Raw genomic sequence first — 13,038 nt, 5'->3', positions numbered from 1 at the left:
AAGTTATCTTGATGAATATTGTTATAAATTCAACAGAAGATACTTTGAATCCATATTTGATAGGGCAATAATAGCAGTGGTAGCTAGCAACTGGAAAATTAAGGTGCAAAATATCCGATAGTCATATTAAAAAACTTTTTTAGAAAATCTTTACATAACAGAAAATTTCATCAAGATTCCCTAAAAGTTCTGGGGTCAATCATAAACAGGAGGTACAATTTTTCTATATAATAGAGTGATAAAATTATTTTACAAATACAACTAAATACTTTTCTATTCTGACGATCAATATCAAAAATGTATATTTGCCTAAATTTTTTGAATGTCAGAAAAAATAACTCCATACAAAGACAATAGTAGAAGTAAAAAAGAACAAGTCGCCGAGATGTTTGATACTATCTCTGGTAAATATGATGGATTAAATCGTGTCATCTCTTTTGGTATTGATATAACATGGAGAAAAAAAGTTGTAGCAATTGTTACGGATAAAAAACCTGACAAAATTCTTGATGTAGCAACTGGCACCGGGGATTTGGCAATTAACCTTGTAGAGACGGGCGCTTCAGAAATTACCGGACTTGATATTTCTACCGGAATGCTAAAAGTGGGAGAAGATAAAATTAAAGCAAAAAAATTGGATGCTATAATTAGTATGGTGAAGGGTGATAGTGAAAACCTTCCATACAACGAAAATTATTTTGATGCAATTACAGTCGCTTTTGGGGTTAGAAATTTTGAACACCTGGAAAAAGGACTTTCCGAAATTTTCAGAGTTCTTAAACCTGGTGGTATTTTTGTAATACTCGAAACCTCAATCCCAACCCAAACTCCTTATAAACAAGGATATAAATTATACAGCAAGAAAATTTTACCCCTAATTGGTAAGATTTTTTCTAAAGATCAATCAGCTTATTCTTATCTTAGTGAAAGTGCAGCAGCTTTTCCTTATGGAGAAGCCTTCAACAATATTTTACAAAAAATCGGGTTTATAGATGTCAGAGATAACCCGCAAACTTTTGGTGTTGCCACAATATATACAGCCACAAAATAATATGAAAAAGCTTTTTGTCTTAATAGTTGTTTTGGTTTTTACTCATAATATGAGTGCGCAGCTATTTTCTAAAGAACGCGTAAAAAATCTTCAGAATTTTGATAAACCCAGACTTAATTGGGGGTATATTCTGGGATTTAACAGCTATGATTTTAATTTTGATTACAAAGCGACTCCAGAAGGAGAAGAAGATATACTCGATGGAGATATACGTGTAGAAAAATCTGCAGGTTTTAATGTAGGGCTACTGGGAAACCTCAGAATCAGTGAATATCTAGATCTTAGATTAGAGCCTACAGTCGTATTCACACAAAGGAACCTTATTTATTCTGGTCCTGCTTTTGAGAATCTATCACAGGCAACCAGAGAAATTAAATCCACCTATGTGCATATCCCATTATTATTAAAAATATCTACAAAAAGACTTAACAATTTTAAACCATTTATTGTTGGTGGAGTATCTACTTCACTAAACTTATCCAGTAATGAAGACAATCCTGAGGATAATAGCGTAGGGCAATTCAGAACTAAAACAAATACTAATTATATAGAATTAGGTTTTGGGATAGATTTCTATTTGTATTATTTTAAATTCACTCCTTCTATAAGAGGTGTTTTTGCTACCTCAGATGAATTAGTGAGAGACTTAGACCCTAACAGTCCATACACATCTACAATAGACAAAATGTCTACCAGAGGTATTTTCATCAACTTTACTTTTCAATAATAACATTTTTGAAGATCAGGACATTCGCTTGAACTCATTTAATACAATAGCCGTTGCAGTAGCCACATTAAGACTTTCTGCTTCGGCAGATTCTCCAAACTGAGGTATTGTAATAGTCTGTGTGATCAAGTTTTTTACCGCAGTAGAAATACCATTTGCCTCATTCCCCATTACAATGACAGCTTTTTTTGGCAACTCTTCTTTATGAATATTATTTCCATTCATAAAAGTACCATACACTGGAGTTTCCACGCTTTTAAGAGATAAAAAATTTATCAAATCGGTGTATTCTATACGCACTCTGGTAATAGACCCCATAGTAGCCTGCACAACTTTTGGGTTATAACAATCCACCGTTTGCTCCGAACAAACAAGATTTTGAATCCCAAACCAATCACATAACCGAATTATTGTCCCCAGATTACCTGGATCTCTAACATCATCCAATATCAAAGTAAGTCCATCTGCTTCTATACTCTCATTTTCTGGAATATAAAATATCGCCAATGCAACCTGAGCGGTAGTCAAAAAACTAATGTTTTTTAATTCATCTTCAGTTATTTTAAAAGTGATCGCATCTGGTGTTACAAATAACGAAGTATCCATTGTAAAAAGAGAATACAACTTAAAATCAGCCTCTAACAGTTCGTTTATTACTTTTTTTCCTTCGGCCACAAACATTTTATGCTGTTTTCGGTACTTTTTTTGATATAAACTCTTTATTAATTTCTTTTGGTTTTTGCTAACCATACAAATAATGTATTTTTGACACAATAATGAATCTGGATTGAAACACCTGCCCACAAAAATAGTACTTGTTATATTAACTACAATTTTTTTAATTTCATGTAATGCAATTAAAAGGGTACCAAGTACTAAGTTTTTACTCACAAAAAATGAAATTTTTGTAGACAGTATAAAGAACAATGATACAAAACTATCGAATCAACTCTATCAAAAAAAGAATTCAAAACTTGCAGGCATTCCTTTTAGGCTACACCTTTATAACTTAGCAAAGGAATACCCGGATTCTTCATACCAAAATTGGTTGCACAACACTCCTAACAGGCAAAGGAGAATGGATAATTTCTTTTCCCGAAAACAAGTAAATAGATTGGGAGCTGCATATACCGGAATCAATAATTGGCTTAAGAAAGCAGGAGAAGCCCCTGTTATCGTAGATGAATCCAGTGCAAAACGTTCTGTAAAACGATTACAGTCTTATTTCTGGAACAATGGATGGTTTAATGTAAACACGGATTACAAAATCACACAAGAAGAAAACCAAAAAGCATCTGTGTCCTACTACATAAAACCTGGCAAACCATATATTATAGATTCTCTTAGTACCAAAATAGAATCAAAAGTTGTTGATTCTATTTATAAAAGCAATCTAAAATCAACAAATATAGTTTCCGGAAAACAATACAAAACATTAGACATCGAGACAGAGAGAGAAAGATTAACAAAGCTATATAGAAACTCAGGATTGTTTCATTTTGAAAAAGAGTTTATAAAATTTGATGCTGATACTATAAACACTAATCAAAAAATCAATCTGAATTTACTGATAAAAAATCGACAAATAACTAATGGAGATGCAACAGAAAGAATCCCTTTTCAAATTCATAAGATCAGTAAGGTAAACGTATTTACTGATTACACCTATCAAAACAAGGATAAAAAACCTAAAGACAGTGTTTCTTACAAAGGTTATAATATTTTTAGTTACGATAAACTCAGGTATACTCGTAAAGCTATAACCAATTCATTGTTAATCACTCCGGGTGAAATTTTTAGAGATAAGGATCGTACACTTACTTATAATCAGATTAACAATCTAAAAACTTTTAAATACCCAAACATTAGATATGAAACAGACCCAAGTGATCCAAACGGGACTGATCTTATTGCGAATGTCTTATTAACCCCCAGAAAAAAATACAGTGCCAATATAGAGTTTGACACTTCAACATCTAATATCCAAATTTTTGGAATCGGGTTTGGAGGATCTTTTCTCACAAGAAACGTTTTTAGAGCTGCTGAAATTTTAGAAATTTCTGCAAGGGGAAGTGTCGGTTCTTCAAAAGATCCGGTTGATGCAGAAGGACAGTTTTTTGATATTTCAGAAATAGGTATTGATCTTAAATTATCGTTCCCGAAAATTCTTTTCCCTCTAAAAACAAGTAAAATTATCCCAAAATATATGTCCCCGACTACCAATCTTATCTTTGGTATTAATGCACAACAAAATATTGGACTAGATAAACAAAATGCATCTGCAACCTTCAATTATGAATGGAAACCTACTCCCAAAATTACTAATCAGATTGATTTGATCAATATACAGTTTGTTAATAACTTAAGAACAGACAATTATTTTAATGTATACAGTAATTCATACAATCGGCTAAACAATATTGCTTTACAAATTTTGGACATTAATTCTGACTTATTAGATCCTCAAAACGGTAATTTAATAATCCCAGTGGGAACAGATACATTTCTAAATGAATCCATTACGAATCCTGATACTGATCTCACTCCTGAGCAACAACAGGAAATAAGAAACATCAACGAGCGTAAAGAACGATTAACAGAAAACAATTTGATTTTTGCTTCCAGCTACACATTTATAAGAAACAATCGAGAAAGTTTATATGATGAAAATTTCTCAATATTTAGAACCAAAATAGAATTGGCAGGTAATATCTTAAATACTTTTTCTGAGCTGACCGGTCAAAGAAAAAACTCTAATGACCGTTTTGAAATTTTAAACGTAGAGTTCTCTCAATACGCCAAAACAGAGTTAGATTATATCAAGCATTTTGATTTAGGAAAAAAAAGAGTCTTTGCATTCAGAACATTTGGGGGAATTGCTATTCCGTATGGCAATGCTACCAGTATTCCTTTTGCACGAAGTTTCTTTGGAGGAGGTCCCAATGATAATCGTGCCTGGTTACCGTATGAATTAGGCCCTGGCAGTAGTGGTGGCACCAATGAATTTAATGAAGCTAATATGAAAATAGCTCTAAATCTAGAATACAGATATAACATTCTGGGAGCACTTAATGGAGCCTTTTTTATCGATGCCGGAAATATCTGGAATGTCTTAGACAATGTAGAAGAAGAAGAAGCTATTTTTTCCAGATTAGATAATTTACAGGATTTAGCAGTAGGAAGTGGATTTGGTCTTAGATATGATTTTGATTTTTTTGTTGTCAGATTAGATGCTGGATTTAAAACGTTTAACCCTGCCAATGATAAAGATCAGCGATGGTTTAAAGGGTATAATTTTTCTAAAGCCGTTTATAATTTTGGAATTAATTATCCTTTTTAAAAATCGTACTCTTTTTTTCGTCTTTAATTATAAAATTCTTTCGGTTTAATTTTATTATTTTTGTAGGCTTATCAACTAAAAGTAAAATATGAGTCATAACATCAAACCAGGAGTTGCAACAGGAGACGAAGTACAAGCTATTTTTAATTATGCAAAAGAAAAAGCTTTTGCTCTGCCTGCTGTAAATGTAATCGGCTCTAATACAATTAATGCTGTATTAGAAACTGCTGCAGAATTAAACTCACCTGTAATTATTCAATTCTCTAATGGAGGAGCACAGTTTAATGCAGGAAAAGGGCTTTCTAATGAGAATCAAAAAGCTGCAATAGCAGGTGCTACGGCTGGAGCGAGACACGTGCACTTAATGGCAGAAGCCTATGGAGTACCTGTCATTTTGCATACTGACCATTGTGCAAAAAAATTACTTCCTTGGATAGATGGACTACTAGATGCCGGAGAAGCTTTTTATAAAGAAACAGGAAAACCACTCTATAGTTCTCATATGATTGATTTATCTGAAGAATCCATTGAGGAAAATATAGATATTTGTAAAGAATACTTAGCTCGCATGAGTAAAATGGGAATGACTTTAGAAATTGAATTAGGAATCACTGGCGGTGAAGAAGATGGAGTAGATAATAGTGATGTAGACGATTCTAAATTATATACGCAACCAGAAGAAGTGGCTTATGCTTATGAAGAATTAAGTAAAATAAGCGATAAATTTACGGTAGCCGCAGCCTTTGGGAATGTACATGGTGTCTATAAGCCTGGAAATGTAAAACTTACTCCAAAAATACTTAAAAACTCTCAAGAGTTTATTTCCGAAAAATATAATGTTGAGCATAATCATATAGATTTTGTTTTTCACGGAGGAAGCGGTTCTACTATAGAAGAAATTAGAGAAGCTATTGGATATGGAGTAATTAAAATGAATATCGATACTGACCTTCAATTCGCGTTTAATGAAGGGATTCGCGACTACATGACTGGCAAAATTGAGTACTTAAAAACTCAAATTGGCAATCCAGAAGGAGCTGAGGAACCTAATAAGAAATATTACGATCCAAGAAAATGGCTACGTGAAGGAGAAATCACCTTTAAAAATCGCCTAAAAAAGGCTTTTGAAGATTTAAACAATGTAAATACATTATAAAAATTAAAAACCAAGCTGAAACTCATTACTATTTGAGTTTCAGCTTTTTTAATACATCACTATTTATGGCTTGGTTTAAGAGAACTCAAAAAGGTATTCAAACGGCTACCGAAGATAAAAAAGATGTCCCTAAAGGACTCTGGTACAAATCTCCGACAGGAAAAATTGTTGATGCCGAACAACTTGAAAAAAATTTTTATGTAAGTCCAGAAGATGGATATCATGTAAGAATTGGCAGTAAAGAATATTTCGAAATCTTATTTGATAATAATGATTTTAAAGAGCTTGACAAAAACCTAAGTTCAAAAGATCCTCTTAAATTCGAGGACAAGAAGAAGTATATTGACCGATTAAAAGATGCACAGGAAAAAACAAACCTGAAAGATGCTGTACGAACAGCTGTAGGAAAATCTAATGGTAATGACATTGTGATTGCTTGTATGGATTTTGCGTTTATTGGTGGTTCAATGGGAAGTGTTGTCGGCGAAAAAATTGCAAGAGCTGCCGATCACGCATTAAAGCATAAGATCCCATTTATGATTATTTCTAAATCTGGTGGTGCGCGTATGATGGAAGCTGCATTATCGCTAATGCAATTAGCAAAAACCTCTGCAAGACTTGCGCAATTGGCAGATGCTGGTATTCCTTATATTTCTTTATGTACAGATCCTACAACGGGAGGTACAACAGCATCCTTTGCGATGCTTGGCGATATCAACATTGCCGAACCGGGAGCATTAATCGGTTTTGCAGGACCTCGCGTGGTTCGAGACACTACAGGAAAAGAACTTCCCGAAGGTTTCCAAACTTCAGAATTCTTAAAAGAGCATGGTTTTCTGGATTTTATAACTCCCAGACAGAATCTAAAACAAAAAATAAATCTATATCTGGATCTTATATTAAATAGACCTTTATCGCCTAATTAGGCACTATTTAAAAAATATACACTTTTCTTTAAAGACAGGAGATATTATAAGATTTCAATCAGATTTGATGTAAAAGAACCCTACGCTATTCTAAGCGATTACCCAGTGTTCGTAATCAGACCTATTCAAACCTATCTATACAAAAAGATATTTTTCAACCGTTTAGTAAGTGGAACTAATAAACGGTTGAAAAATATACAATTATAGATATGACCTAATACCTACTGTATTGTTCATTCCTAAACTGTTCTGGTGTTTGTTTTGTTATTTTTTTAAAAAGCCTTATAAAATAAGAGCTATCATTATAATTAAGCTCTTCTGATATAGCAGAAATCGAAAGAACAGAATGTACTATAAGCCGCTTAGCTTCCAGCATTATCCTATTCATCATAATCTCAGATGGTGTTTTACCAACAGTTTTTTTACATAAATAACTAAGTTGTCTATCAGTAATATTCATCTTTTTAGAATAACACGAAATAGGCCTGTGTAATTTAAAATATTTATCCACCAAAGCTTCATATCGATTTAATTGTAGTAAATCGTAACTAAATTTTTGGCCTTTCTCATTTTTAGTCAAATAAACTCTGGATAATTGAATAAACATCGCATTTAGATAAATACGAATCATCTCCTGATAACTCAAGCTTCTACTCTGATACTCTTCATGAATCAATTCATATTTAGCTAATATTTGATTTTTTTCTTTAGAATTTAATTGAAACATAGGCGAACTAAATGTAGAATTAAAAAAAGGAAACCGCGTTAGTTTTTCAGTATCAAAGTCATGCAAAAAAAACTCTTTGGTAAAAAACAAAATACAACCATCCACATCATTCGATAATCTCCATTGATGAATCTGGCCTGGAGAGACAATAAACATAGCTCCCGGAAACACCTTATATTCTAAGAAATCAATGGTATGAGTACCAGATCCTTTAGTTACTAATAAGATTAAATAGAAATTATGACCGTGAGGTTTTTCAATAAAGAGATTTTCTCTGACATGCTCATTGAAATTACGGATATAAAAACTCTTTTCAAACTTCATGCAGTTATTATAATCATCAAAATTTGAGATCTTAAAAACAGGAAGACTATTAGTATCATTCATTTTTTTACAGTTCTAATATTTCAAAAAAATAAGTAGTAATACCTACTAAAACAAGTAACGCAAACAACAATTTTACGAATTAACCATTAAATAATATTTATCTTATTTGACATTTAAGCTAATTATTTTTTACTAAAATACAATTTTAACATATTAATATCTACAAAACGATCATTTAAGTGAATAAAGTATAATTTGTACTGTTTTTTGTTGTTTTTGTCCTACGTATGAAGCAGCTAAGTATTATAAGTTTGTATCGTTAAACCTTAAACATTTAAAATTATGCCAAAAGTTGAGAAAGAAATGCATAAAGACGGAGACTTCTTTGTAGACTATGAAGACAAAGTATTTGAAGATATCAAAGCAAAACCGGGAGAAAAAGCTCTGGTCACATTCCATACAGTTGCTTTTGAAGGTTCTATTGGATTAGTTAACATTTTATCTGCTACCAGATTGCAACGTAAGGGATTCGAGACTTCTATTTTACTATATGGTCCAGGAGTCACTTTAGGTATTCAGCGAGGTTTTCCTACATTGGGAAGTGAAGCCTTCCCTGGTCACTTAAATTACGCTGCTCGTTTAAAAAAGTTCATGGATGAAGGAGGAAAAATTTACGCCTGCCGTTTTGCCTTACAAGCATTGTATGGTCATGGAGAGCCATCACTTTTGCCAGGAATCCAACCCATAAGCCCATTAGATGTTATGGATATTCAATTAGTTCATAGAAATGAAAACGCATTTGTACTCCATACCTGGACGATGTAATCAAAATTGATAATGATGTTTAAAAAATCCATTGTAAAAGCTGCTGCAGTCCAGATCTCTCCTGTATTAGAAAGTCGATCCGGAACAATAGCAAAAGTTGCTGAGGCTATCATAGAGGCAAGTAAAAATGAAGCAGACATTATTGTTTTTCCTGAAACTTTAGTCCCTAATTATCCTTACTTCTCATTTATTAAACCAGCAGTAAGCATTCGTAAAGATCACACAAAACTTTATGAAGAAAGTGTTATAGTTCCCGGTACTGAAACTGATTTTATAGGTGATCTGGCAAAGAAACACAATATTGTTATAGTACTAGGTGTAAATGAACGCGATCATGGAACTTTATACAACACTCAACTTGTTTTTGACACTACAGGAGAACTTGTTCTAAAACGTAGAAAGATCACACCAACCTATCATGAGCGTATGATCTGGGGGCAAGGAGACGGTAGTGGGTTAAAAGCTGTCGACACGTCAATTGGAAGAATAGGCGCCCTAGCTTGTTGGGAACATTACAATCCACTAGCTAGGTTTGCCCTTATGAGTGATAATGAAGAAATTCATTGCAGTCAATTCCCTGGCTCTATGGTAGGGCAAGTTTTTGCCGATCAGATGGAAGTTACTATGAGACATCACGCATTAGAATCAGGATGTTTTGTAATTAATGCTACAGGGTATTTATACCCCGAACAAGTACAGGAAATTACTGAAGATAAAAGCATGCAAAAAGTGCTTAGTAAAGGATGTTTTACAGCAATTATTTCTCCAGAAGGAGTAATCATCTCAGAAGTACTAACAGAAGGCGAGGGCATTGTATATGCAGATATGGATATGTCCTTAATCACAAAAAGAAAACGAATGATGGACTCTGTAGGACATTATTCAAGACCTGAATTGCTATCATTATATATTGACAAAAACCCTAAAAAACTAATGCACGAAGTCGAGCCTTCACTAAACATAAAGAAAGATGAGCAGTACAATAACACAGACAAACAACCATATCTTACTGAATGAGATTCAAACTCAAGGTATTCGATTAGAAGGAATCTCTGATCTTACCACGAGAGAAGGTGGTGCAGGACCTACCGATCATAAAGCGGTAACAATTTTTGACAGTACCATTATGATCCCTGTTTTTAGTCAATCTGCAAAAAAATCTCCATTTACGGTAAGCAGTCCTTCAAGAATGGGATATGCCTCCCTAAAAAAAAATGAGAAAATTATCACTACTATTCGATTTATAGGCGAACCCAAATTTTATAAAGAAAATAGTTCCGATGGTATTCCTTTTTGGAAAATAGCCCGATTGCATAGTAAGGATGTTCTTGCCACTACCGTATTACAAAATTGTATTCGTTATAAAAATCAAGAAACTTCCTGTCAATTCTGTGCCATTGGAGAATCGTTAAAGCATAACACCACAATAGCATACAAAAAACCTCATCATCTGGCAGAAGTAGCTCAACGAGCAGTAGAACTAGATGGCATTTCTCAATTTATAATGACTACCGGAACACCCGGAAGTTCTGATCGAGGTGCCAAAATCTTATTAGAAAGTGTTACTGCGGTAAGAGACGTTGTCGATATCCCCATACAAATACAGTGTGAACCACCAGATACTTTTGAATGGTTTACTTTATTAAAAGATGCAGGAGCAAGCTCTATAGGCATGCACCTGGAAGCTGTATCTGATAGTATAAGAAAAAAAGTTATGCCTGGAAAAGCAGAAGTTTCTTTACTGTACTATTTTGAGGCATTCAAAGCTGCTGTAAGTATATTTGGAAAAGGAAATGTAAGCACCTATATACTTGCTGGTTTAGGAGATACACAGGAGGAAATTCTAAAAATGTCGCAAAAACTAATTCATATGGGCGTATATCCTTTTGTAGTTCCATTCGTTCCCATAAGAAATACTCCTTTAGAAAACCACAGCTCTCCCGACAAGGAATTTATGCATGGTATTTTAGCCCCTCTGTCACAGGCGCTAATAGCAGCAGAAATGACTTCTGATACGATCTCATCTGGCTGTGCTAAATGTGGTGCATGTTCAACATTATCTACTTTTGAAAAAAACCATAGCTCATGATTTACTTTCGTACCCAAAAAAAAGACACTGGATTAGATTTTATTGATATCAACATTCCAAGTAATAAAAGTCAATTAGACGCCTATTATGAGACTAGAAAAATCATTTTTTGTGAAGAGCAAGGTCTTTTTAAGGGTAGTGATTTTGATTCATATGACACATCAGCTATCCCTATTGTTGCTATAAACCATTATTTAGGTTCGCCTGATGAAATTGTAGGTGTGGTTCGTATCTACAGAGAGAAAGAACAAGAATGGTTTGGGGGTCGACTAGGAGTAATGAAGGAATATCGTTCTTTTTCAAAGTTCATTTGCCCCAATCTATTCAGAGGAAGAGAGGTTTCTGCCTTATACCATTTATCAGTAGCGGCAGGACTTATATACAGAGCAGTTTCCTTAGCTCACTATTTAGGGTGTACTAAATTTTCAGCGTACATACAAGAACAGAATGTCAAATTATTCCAACGACTACATTGGAATATTATAGAAGAAATTAACTCATACGGAATAAAACATTTTTTAATGGAAGCTGATTTGAGCGCCTATCCTCCTGCTCCAATACACACAACGGCTCTCGACAAAAATATACTAATCAATCTACAGAAAGTAGCCTAAAACTTACTATGGAAACCGATTCTAAAACCATTTTACAAGACATTGCTCAACTTAGGAATCATACCAACGTATTAGATAAAATAAATATCAGTCAGACCTATCAAAATCTAGGTAATTCTGTTAAAAGTAGTATCTATTTTGACAAATGTATCTCTAATGTGTCTCTCGGTGATGATACCGCAGCAATTCTTCAAGAAGATGGAAGCTATTTATTATTTGCTGCAGAAGGTATTATTGAAGATTTTCTTATTAGTGACCCTTGGTTTGCAGGCTATTCTGCTGTTATGGTAAACATTAGTGACATTTGTGCAATGGGAGGCTTACCAATTGCAGTGACAGATACGCTATATGCAAAGAACGAAAAAAATACAAAAGAAATCTGGGAGGGCATGCTGACTGCATCCAAAAATTATGGAGTACCCATTGTCGGGGGGCACACCTGCTATCACACAAATAGTAAAGCGCTAAGCGTTTCTATTATTGGCAGAGCCACAAAACATATTTTAACAAGTTTTAATGCAGTCCCTGGAGAAGAGTTGCTATTAGCCATTGATCAGAAAGGAATGTATTACAAAAATTATCCTTTTTGGAATGCAAGCACTAATACAGCTCCTGAAACACTACAAGAACAGGTAAAGCTCCCATATATCATTGCAAATCAAGAATTAAGCACGGTTGCAAAGGATATAAGTATGGGAGGCATCCTGGGTACAATTCACATGCTAATGAATACCTCAAAAATTGGAGTTGAAATTAACTTAAAAAAAATTACTAAACCCGCAGACATTTCTTGGAATAAATGGCTTATTAGCTTCCCTAGTTACGGATATCTATTTAGCTGCAAAACTCATAATATCAGCCATATTAAGGCTATTTTTTCAAAATATAAAATTCAGTGTGATCATATAGGCCATATTACTGCAGAAAGAAAATTATTAATTAACCACAATGATGAAAAACTTAAATTCTAAAACATTATGCCTGTAACCTATGTACATATAGAATTACCCGATCGCAGGACAGATCAAATATACTCACCATCGAGTATAATTGAAACGTATTTTAATCCTGGCGACGACCTTCCTATTGATACGTTTTTATCCATTTGTAGTGAAGGACTAGAAGAAGCCAGTGAACGTGTTCGCCAAAAATTTGGCTATGCCTGCACATCTGCTATTGCAGAATATCAAAGAATACATGTCTTGTGTCAAAATTATGACAGTTCAAAAAAAATAAAAATTATATCCATAAAATAA

The 13,038-nt window shown here is 33.7% G+C and carries 13 protein-coding genes and 1 pseudogene; 12 read left to right on the top strand and 2 right to left on the bottom strand.

What is annotated here, in order from left to right:
• The 3 genes and pseudogenes from F0000_RS22525 to F0000_RS22515 form a co-directional block, all read left to right on the top strand.
• Positions 1 to 121 (top strand): annotated as a pseudogene (locus F0000_RS22525) (IS1595 family transposase); the annotation flags it as partial.
• A gap of 201 nt (positions 122 to 322) precedes the next feature.
• Complete coding sequence (gene ubiE, locus F0000_RS22520; RefSeq protein ID WP_149626978.1) at positions 323 to 1,051, top strand: bifunctional demethylmenaquinone methyltransferase/2-methoxy-6-polyprenyl-1,4-benzoquinol methylase UbiE; 729 nt, start codon at positions 323 to 325, stop codon at positions 1,049 to 1,051.
• Between the two features lies 1 nt (position 1,052).
• Positions 1,053 to 1,778, top strand: coding sequence for a porin family protein (locus F0000_RS22515; protein ID WP_149626977.1), 726 nt, complete (start codon positions 1,053 to 1,055; stop codon positions 1,776 to 1,778).
• Positions 1,779 to 1,793: 15 nt separating this feature from the next.
• Here F0000_RS22515 and F0000_RS22510 read toward each other — a convergent pair whose 3' ends face one another.
• Positions 1,794 to 2,459, bottom strand: a complete 666-nt coding sequence (locus F0000_RS22510) for an RNA methyltransferase (protein WP_368668137.1) — start codon at positions 2,457 to 2,459, stop codon at positions 1,794 to 1,796.
• Positions 2,460 to 2,856: 397 nt separating this feature from the next.
• Between F0000_RS22510 and F0000_RS22505 the strand changes: the two genes are divergently transcribed.
• From F0000_RS22505 to accD, 3 genes are all read left to right on the top strand, one after another.
• Positions 2,857 to 5,118: a BamA/TamA family outer membrane protein gene (locus tag F0000_RS22505; protein ID WP_255452853.1), complete on the top strand. Its 2,262-nt coding sequence runs from the start codon at positions 2,857 to 2,859 to the stop codon at positions 5,116 to 5,118.
• A gap of 88 nt (positions 5,119 to 5,206) precedes the next feature.
• A complete protein-coding gene (fbaA, locus tag F0000_RS22500; RefSeq protein ID WP_149626974.1) occupies positions 5,207 to 6,274 on the top strand; it encodes a class II fructose-bisphosphate aldolase in 1,068 nt (355 codons plus the stop codon).
• 65 nt (positions 6,275 to 6,339) lie between these two features.
• On the top strand, positions 6,340 to 7,200 hold the full coding sequence (accD, locus tag F0000_RS22495) for an acetyl-CoA carboxylase, carboxyltransferase subunit beta (protein WP_149626973.1): 861 nt from the start codon (positions 6,340 to 6,342) through the stop codon (positions 7,198 to 7,200).
• A gap of 214 nt (positions 7,201 to 7,414) precedes the next feature.
• Here accD and F0000_RS22490 read toward each other — a convergent pair whose 3' ends face one another.
• Complete coding sequence (locus F0000_RS22490; RefSeq protein WP_255452852.1) at positions 7,415 to 8,314, bottom strand: AraC family transcriptional regulator; 900 nt, start codon at positions 8,312 to 8,314, stop codon at positions 7,415 to 7,417.
• A 282-nt stretch (positions 8,315 to 8,596) separates the two neighbouring features.
• On the opposite strand from F0000_RS22490, the gene F0000_RS22485 reads away from it, so the two are divergent.
• The 6 genes from F0000_RS22485 to F0000_RS22460 are packed head-to-tail and all read left to right on the top strand — an operon-like array spanning position 8,597 to position 13,038.
• The gene (locus tag F0000_RS22485; RefSeq protein ID WP_149626972.1) at positions 8,597 to 9,079 is read left to right on the top strand and encodes an MSMEG_0572/Sll0783 family nitrogen starvation response protein; all 483 of its coding nucleotides are present in this window, start codon (positions 8,597 to 8,599) and stop codon (positions 9,077 to 9,079) included.
• A gap of 15 nt (positions 9,080 to 9,094) precedes the next feature.
• Positions 9,095 to 10,096 carry a Nit6803 family nitrilase gene (locus F0000_RS22480; protein ID WP_149626971.1) on the top strand — a complete coding sequence of 334 codons (1,002 nt, stop codon included), beginning with the start codon at positions 9,095 to 9,097 and terminating at the stop codon, positions 10,094 to 10,096.
• Complete coding sequence (locus F0000_RS22475) at positions 10,050 to 11,168, top strand: MSMEG_0568 family radical SAM protein (protein ID WP_149626970.1); 1,119 nt, start codon at positions 10,050 to 10,052, stop codon at positions 11,166 to 11,168. The genes F0000_RS22480 and F0000_RS22475 overlap by 47 nt, the downstream gene beginning before the upstream one ends.
• Positions 11,165 to 11,782, top strand: a complete 618-nt coding sequence (locus tag F0000_RS22470) for an MSMEG_0567/Sll0786 family nitrogen starvation N-acetyltransferase (RefSeq protein WP_149626969.1) — start codon at positions 11,165 to 11,167, stop codon at positions 11,780 to 11,782. Before F0000_RS22475 ends, F0000_RS22470 begins: the two co-directional genes overlap by 4 nt.
• Before the next feature lie 8 nt (positions 11,783 to 11,790).
• Positions 11,791 to 12,753 carry a sll0787 family AIR synthase-like protein gene (locus F0000_RS22465; protein WP_149626968.1) on the top strand — a complete coding sequence of 321 codons (963 nt, stop codon included), beginning with the start codon at positions 11,791 to 11,793 and terminating at the stop codon, positions 12,751 to 12,753.
• Between the two features lie 6 nt (positions 12,754 to 12,759).
• Positions 12,760 to 13,038, top strand: coding sequence for an MSMEG_0570 family nitrogen starvation response protein (locus F0000_RS22460; protein WP_149626967.1), 279 nt, complete (start codon positions 12,760 to 12,762; stop codon positions 13,036 to 13,038).

It is taken from the genome of Aquimarina sp. RZ0, assembly GCF_008370685.1.
Classification (GTDB): Bacteria; Bacteroidota; Bacteroidia; order Flavobacteriales; family Flavobacteriaceae; genus Aquimarina.
Note: the sequence above shows the minus strand (reverse complement) of the source record. Positions and strands in the feature narration are given on the sequence as shown.

Bases quoted from the DNA above. Each gene is read 5' to 3' on its own strand.
- ubiE (WP_149626978.1), top strand. From the start codon at position 323: ATGTCAGAAAAAATAACTCCATACAAAGACAATAGTAGAAGTAAAAAA.
- F0000_RS22515 (WP_149626977.1), top strand. From the start codon at position 1,053: ATGAAAAAGCTTTTTGTCTTAATAGTTGTTTTGGTTTTTACTCATAAT.
- F0000_RS22510 (WP_368668137.1), bottom strand. From the start codon at position 2,459: ATGTTTGTGGCCGAAGGAAAAAAAGTAATAAACGAACTGTTAGAGGCT.
- F0000_RS22505 (WP_255452853.1), top strand. From the start codon at position 2,857: ATGGATAATTTCTTTTCCCGAAAACAAGTAAATAGATTGGGAGCTGCA.
- fbaA (WP_149626974.1), top strand. From the start codon at position 5,207: ATGAGTCATAACATCAAACCAGGAGTTGCAACAGGAGACGAAGTACAA.
- accD (WP_149626973.1), top strand. From the start codon at position 6,340: ATGGCTTGGTTTAAGAGAACTCAAAAAGGTATTCAAACGGCTACCGAA.
- F0000_RS22490 (WP_255452852.1), bottom strand. From the start codon at position 8,314: ATGAATGATACTAATAGTCTTCCTGTTTTTAAGATCTCAAATTTTGAT.
- F0000_RS22485 (WP_149626972.1), top strand. From the start codon at position 8,597: ATGCCAAAAGTTGAGAAAGAAATGCATAAAGACGGAGACTTCTTTGTA.
- F0000_RS22480 (WP_149626971.1), top strand. From the start codon at position 9,095: ATGTTTAAAAAATCCATTGTAAAAGCTGCTGCAGTCCAGATCTCTCCT.
- F0000_RS22475 (WP_149626970.1), top strand. From the start codon at position 10,050: ATGAGCAGTACAATAACACAGACAAACAACCATATCTTACTGAATGAG.
- F0000_RS22470 (WP_149626969.1), top strand. From the start codon at position 11,165: ATGATTTACTTTCGTACCCAAAAAAAAGACACTGGATTAGATTTTATT.
- F0000_RS22465 (WP_149626968.1), top strand. From the start codon at position 11,791: ATGGAAACCGATTCTAAAACCATTTTACAAGACATTGCTCAACTTAGG.
- F0000_RS22460 (WP_149626967.1), top strand. From the start codon at position 12,760: ATGCCTGTAACCTATGTACATATAGAATTACCCGATCGCAGGACAGAT.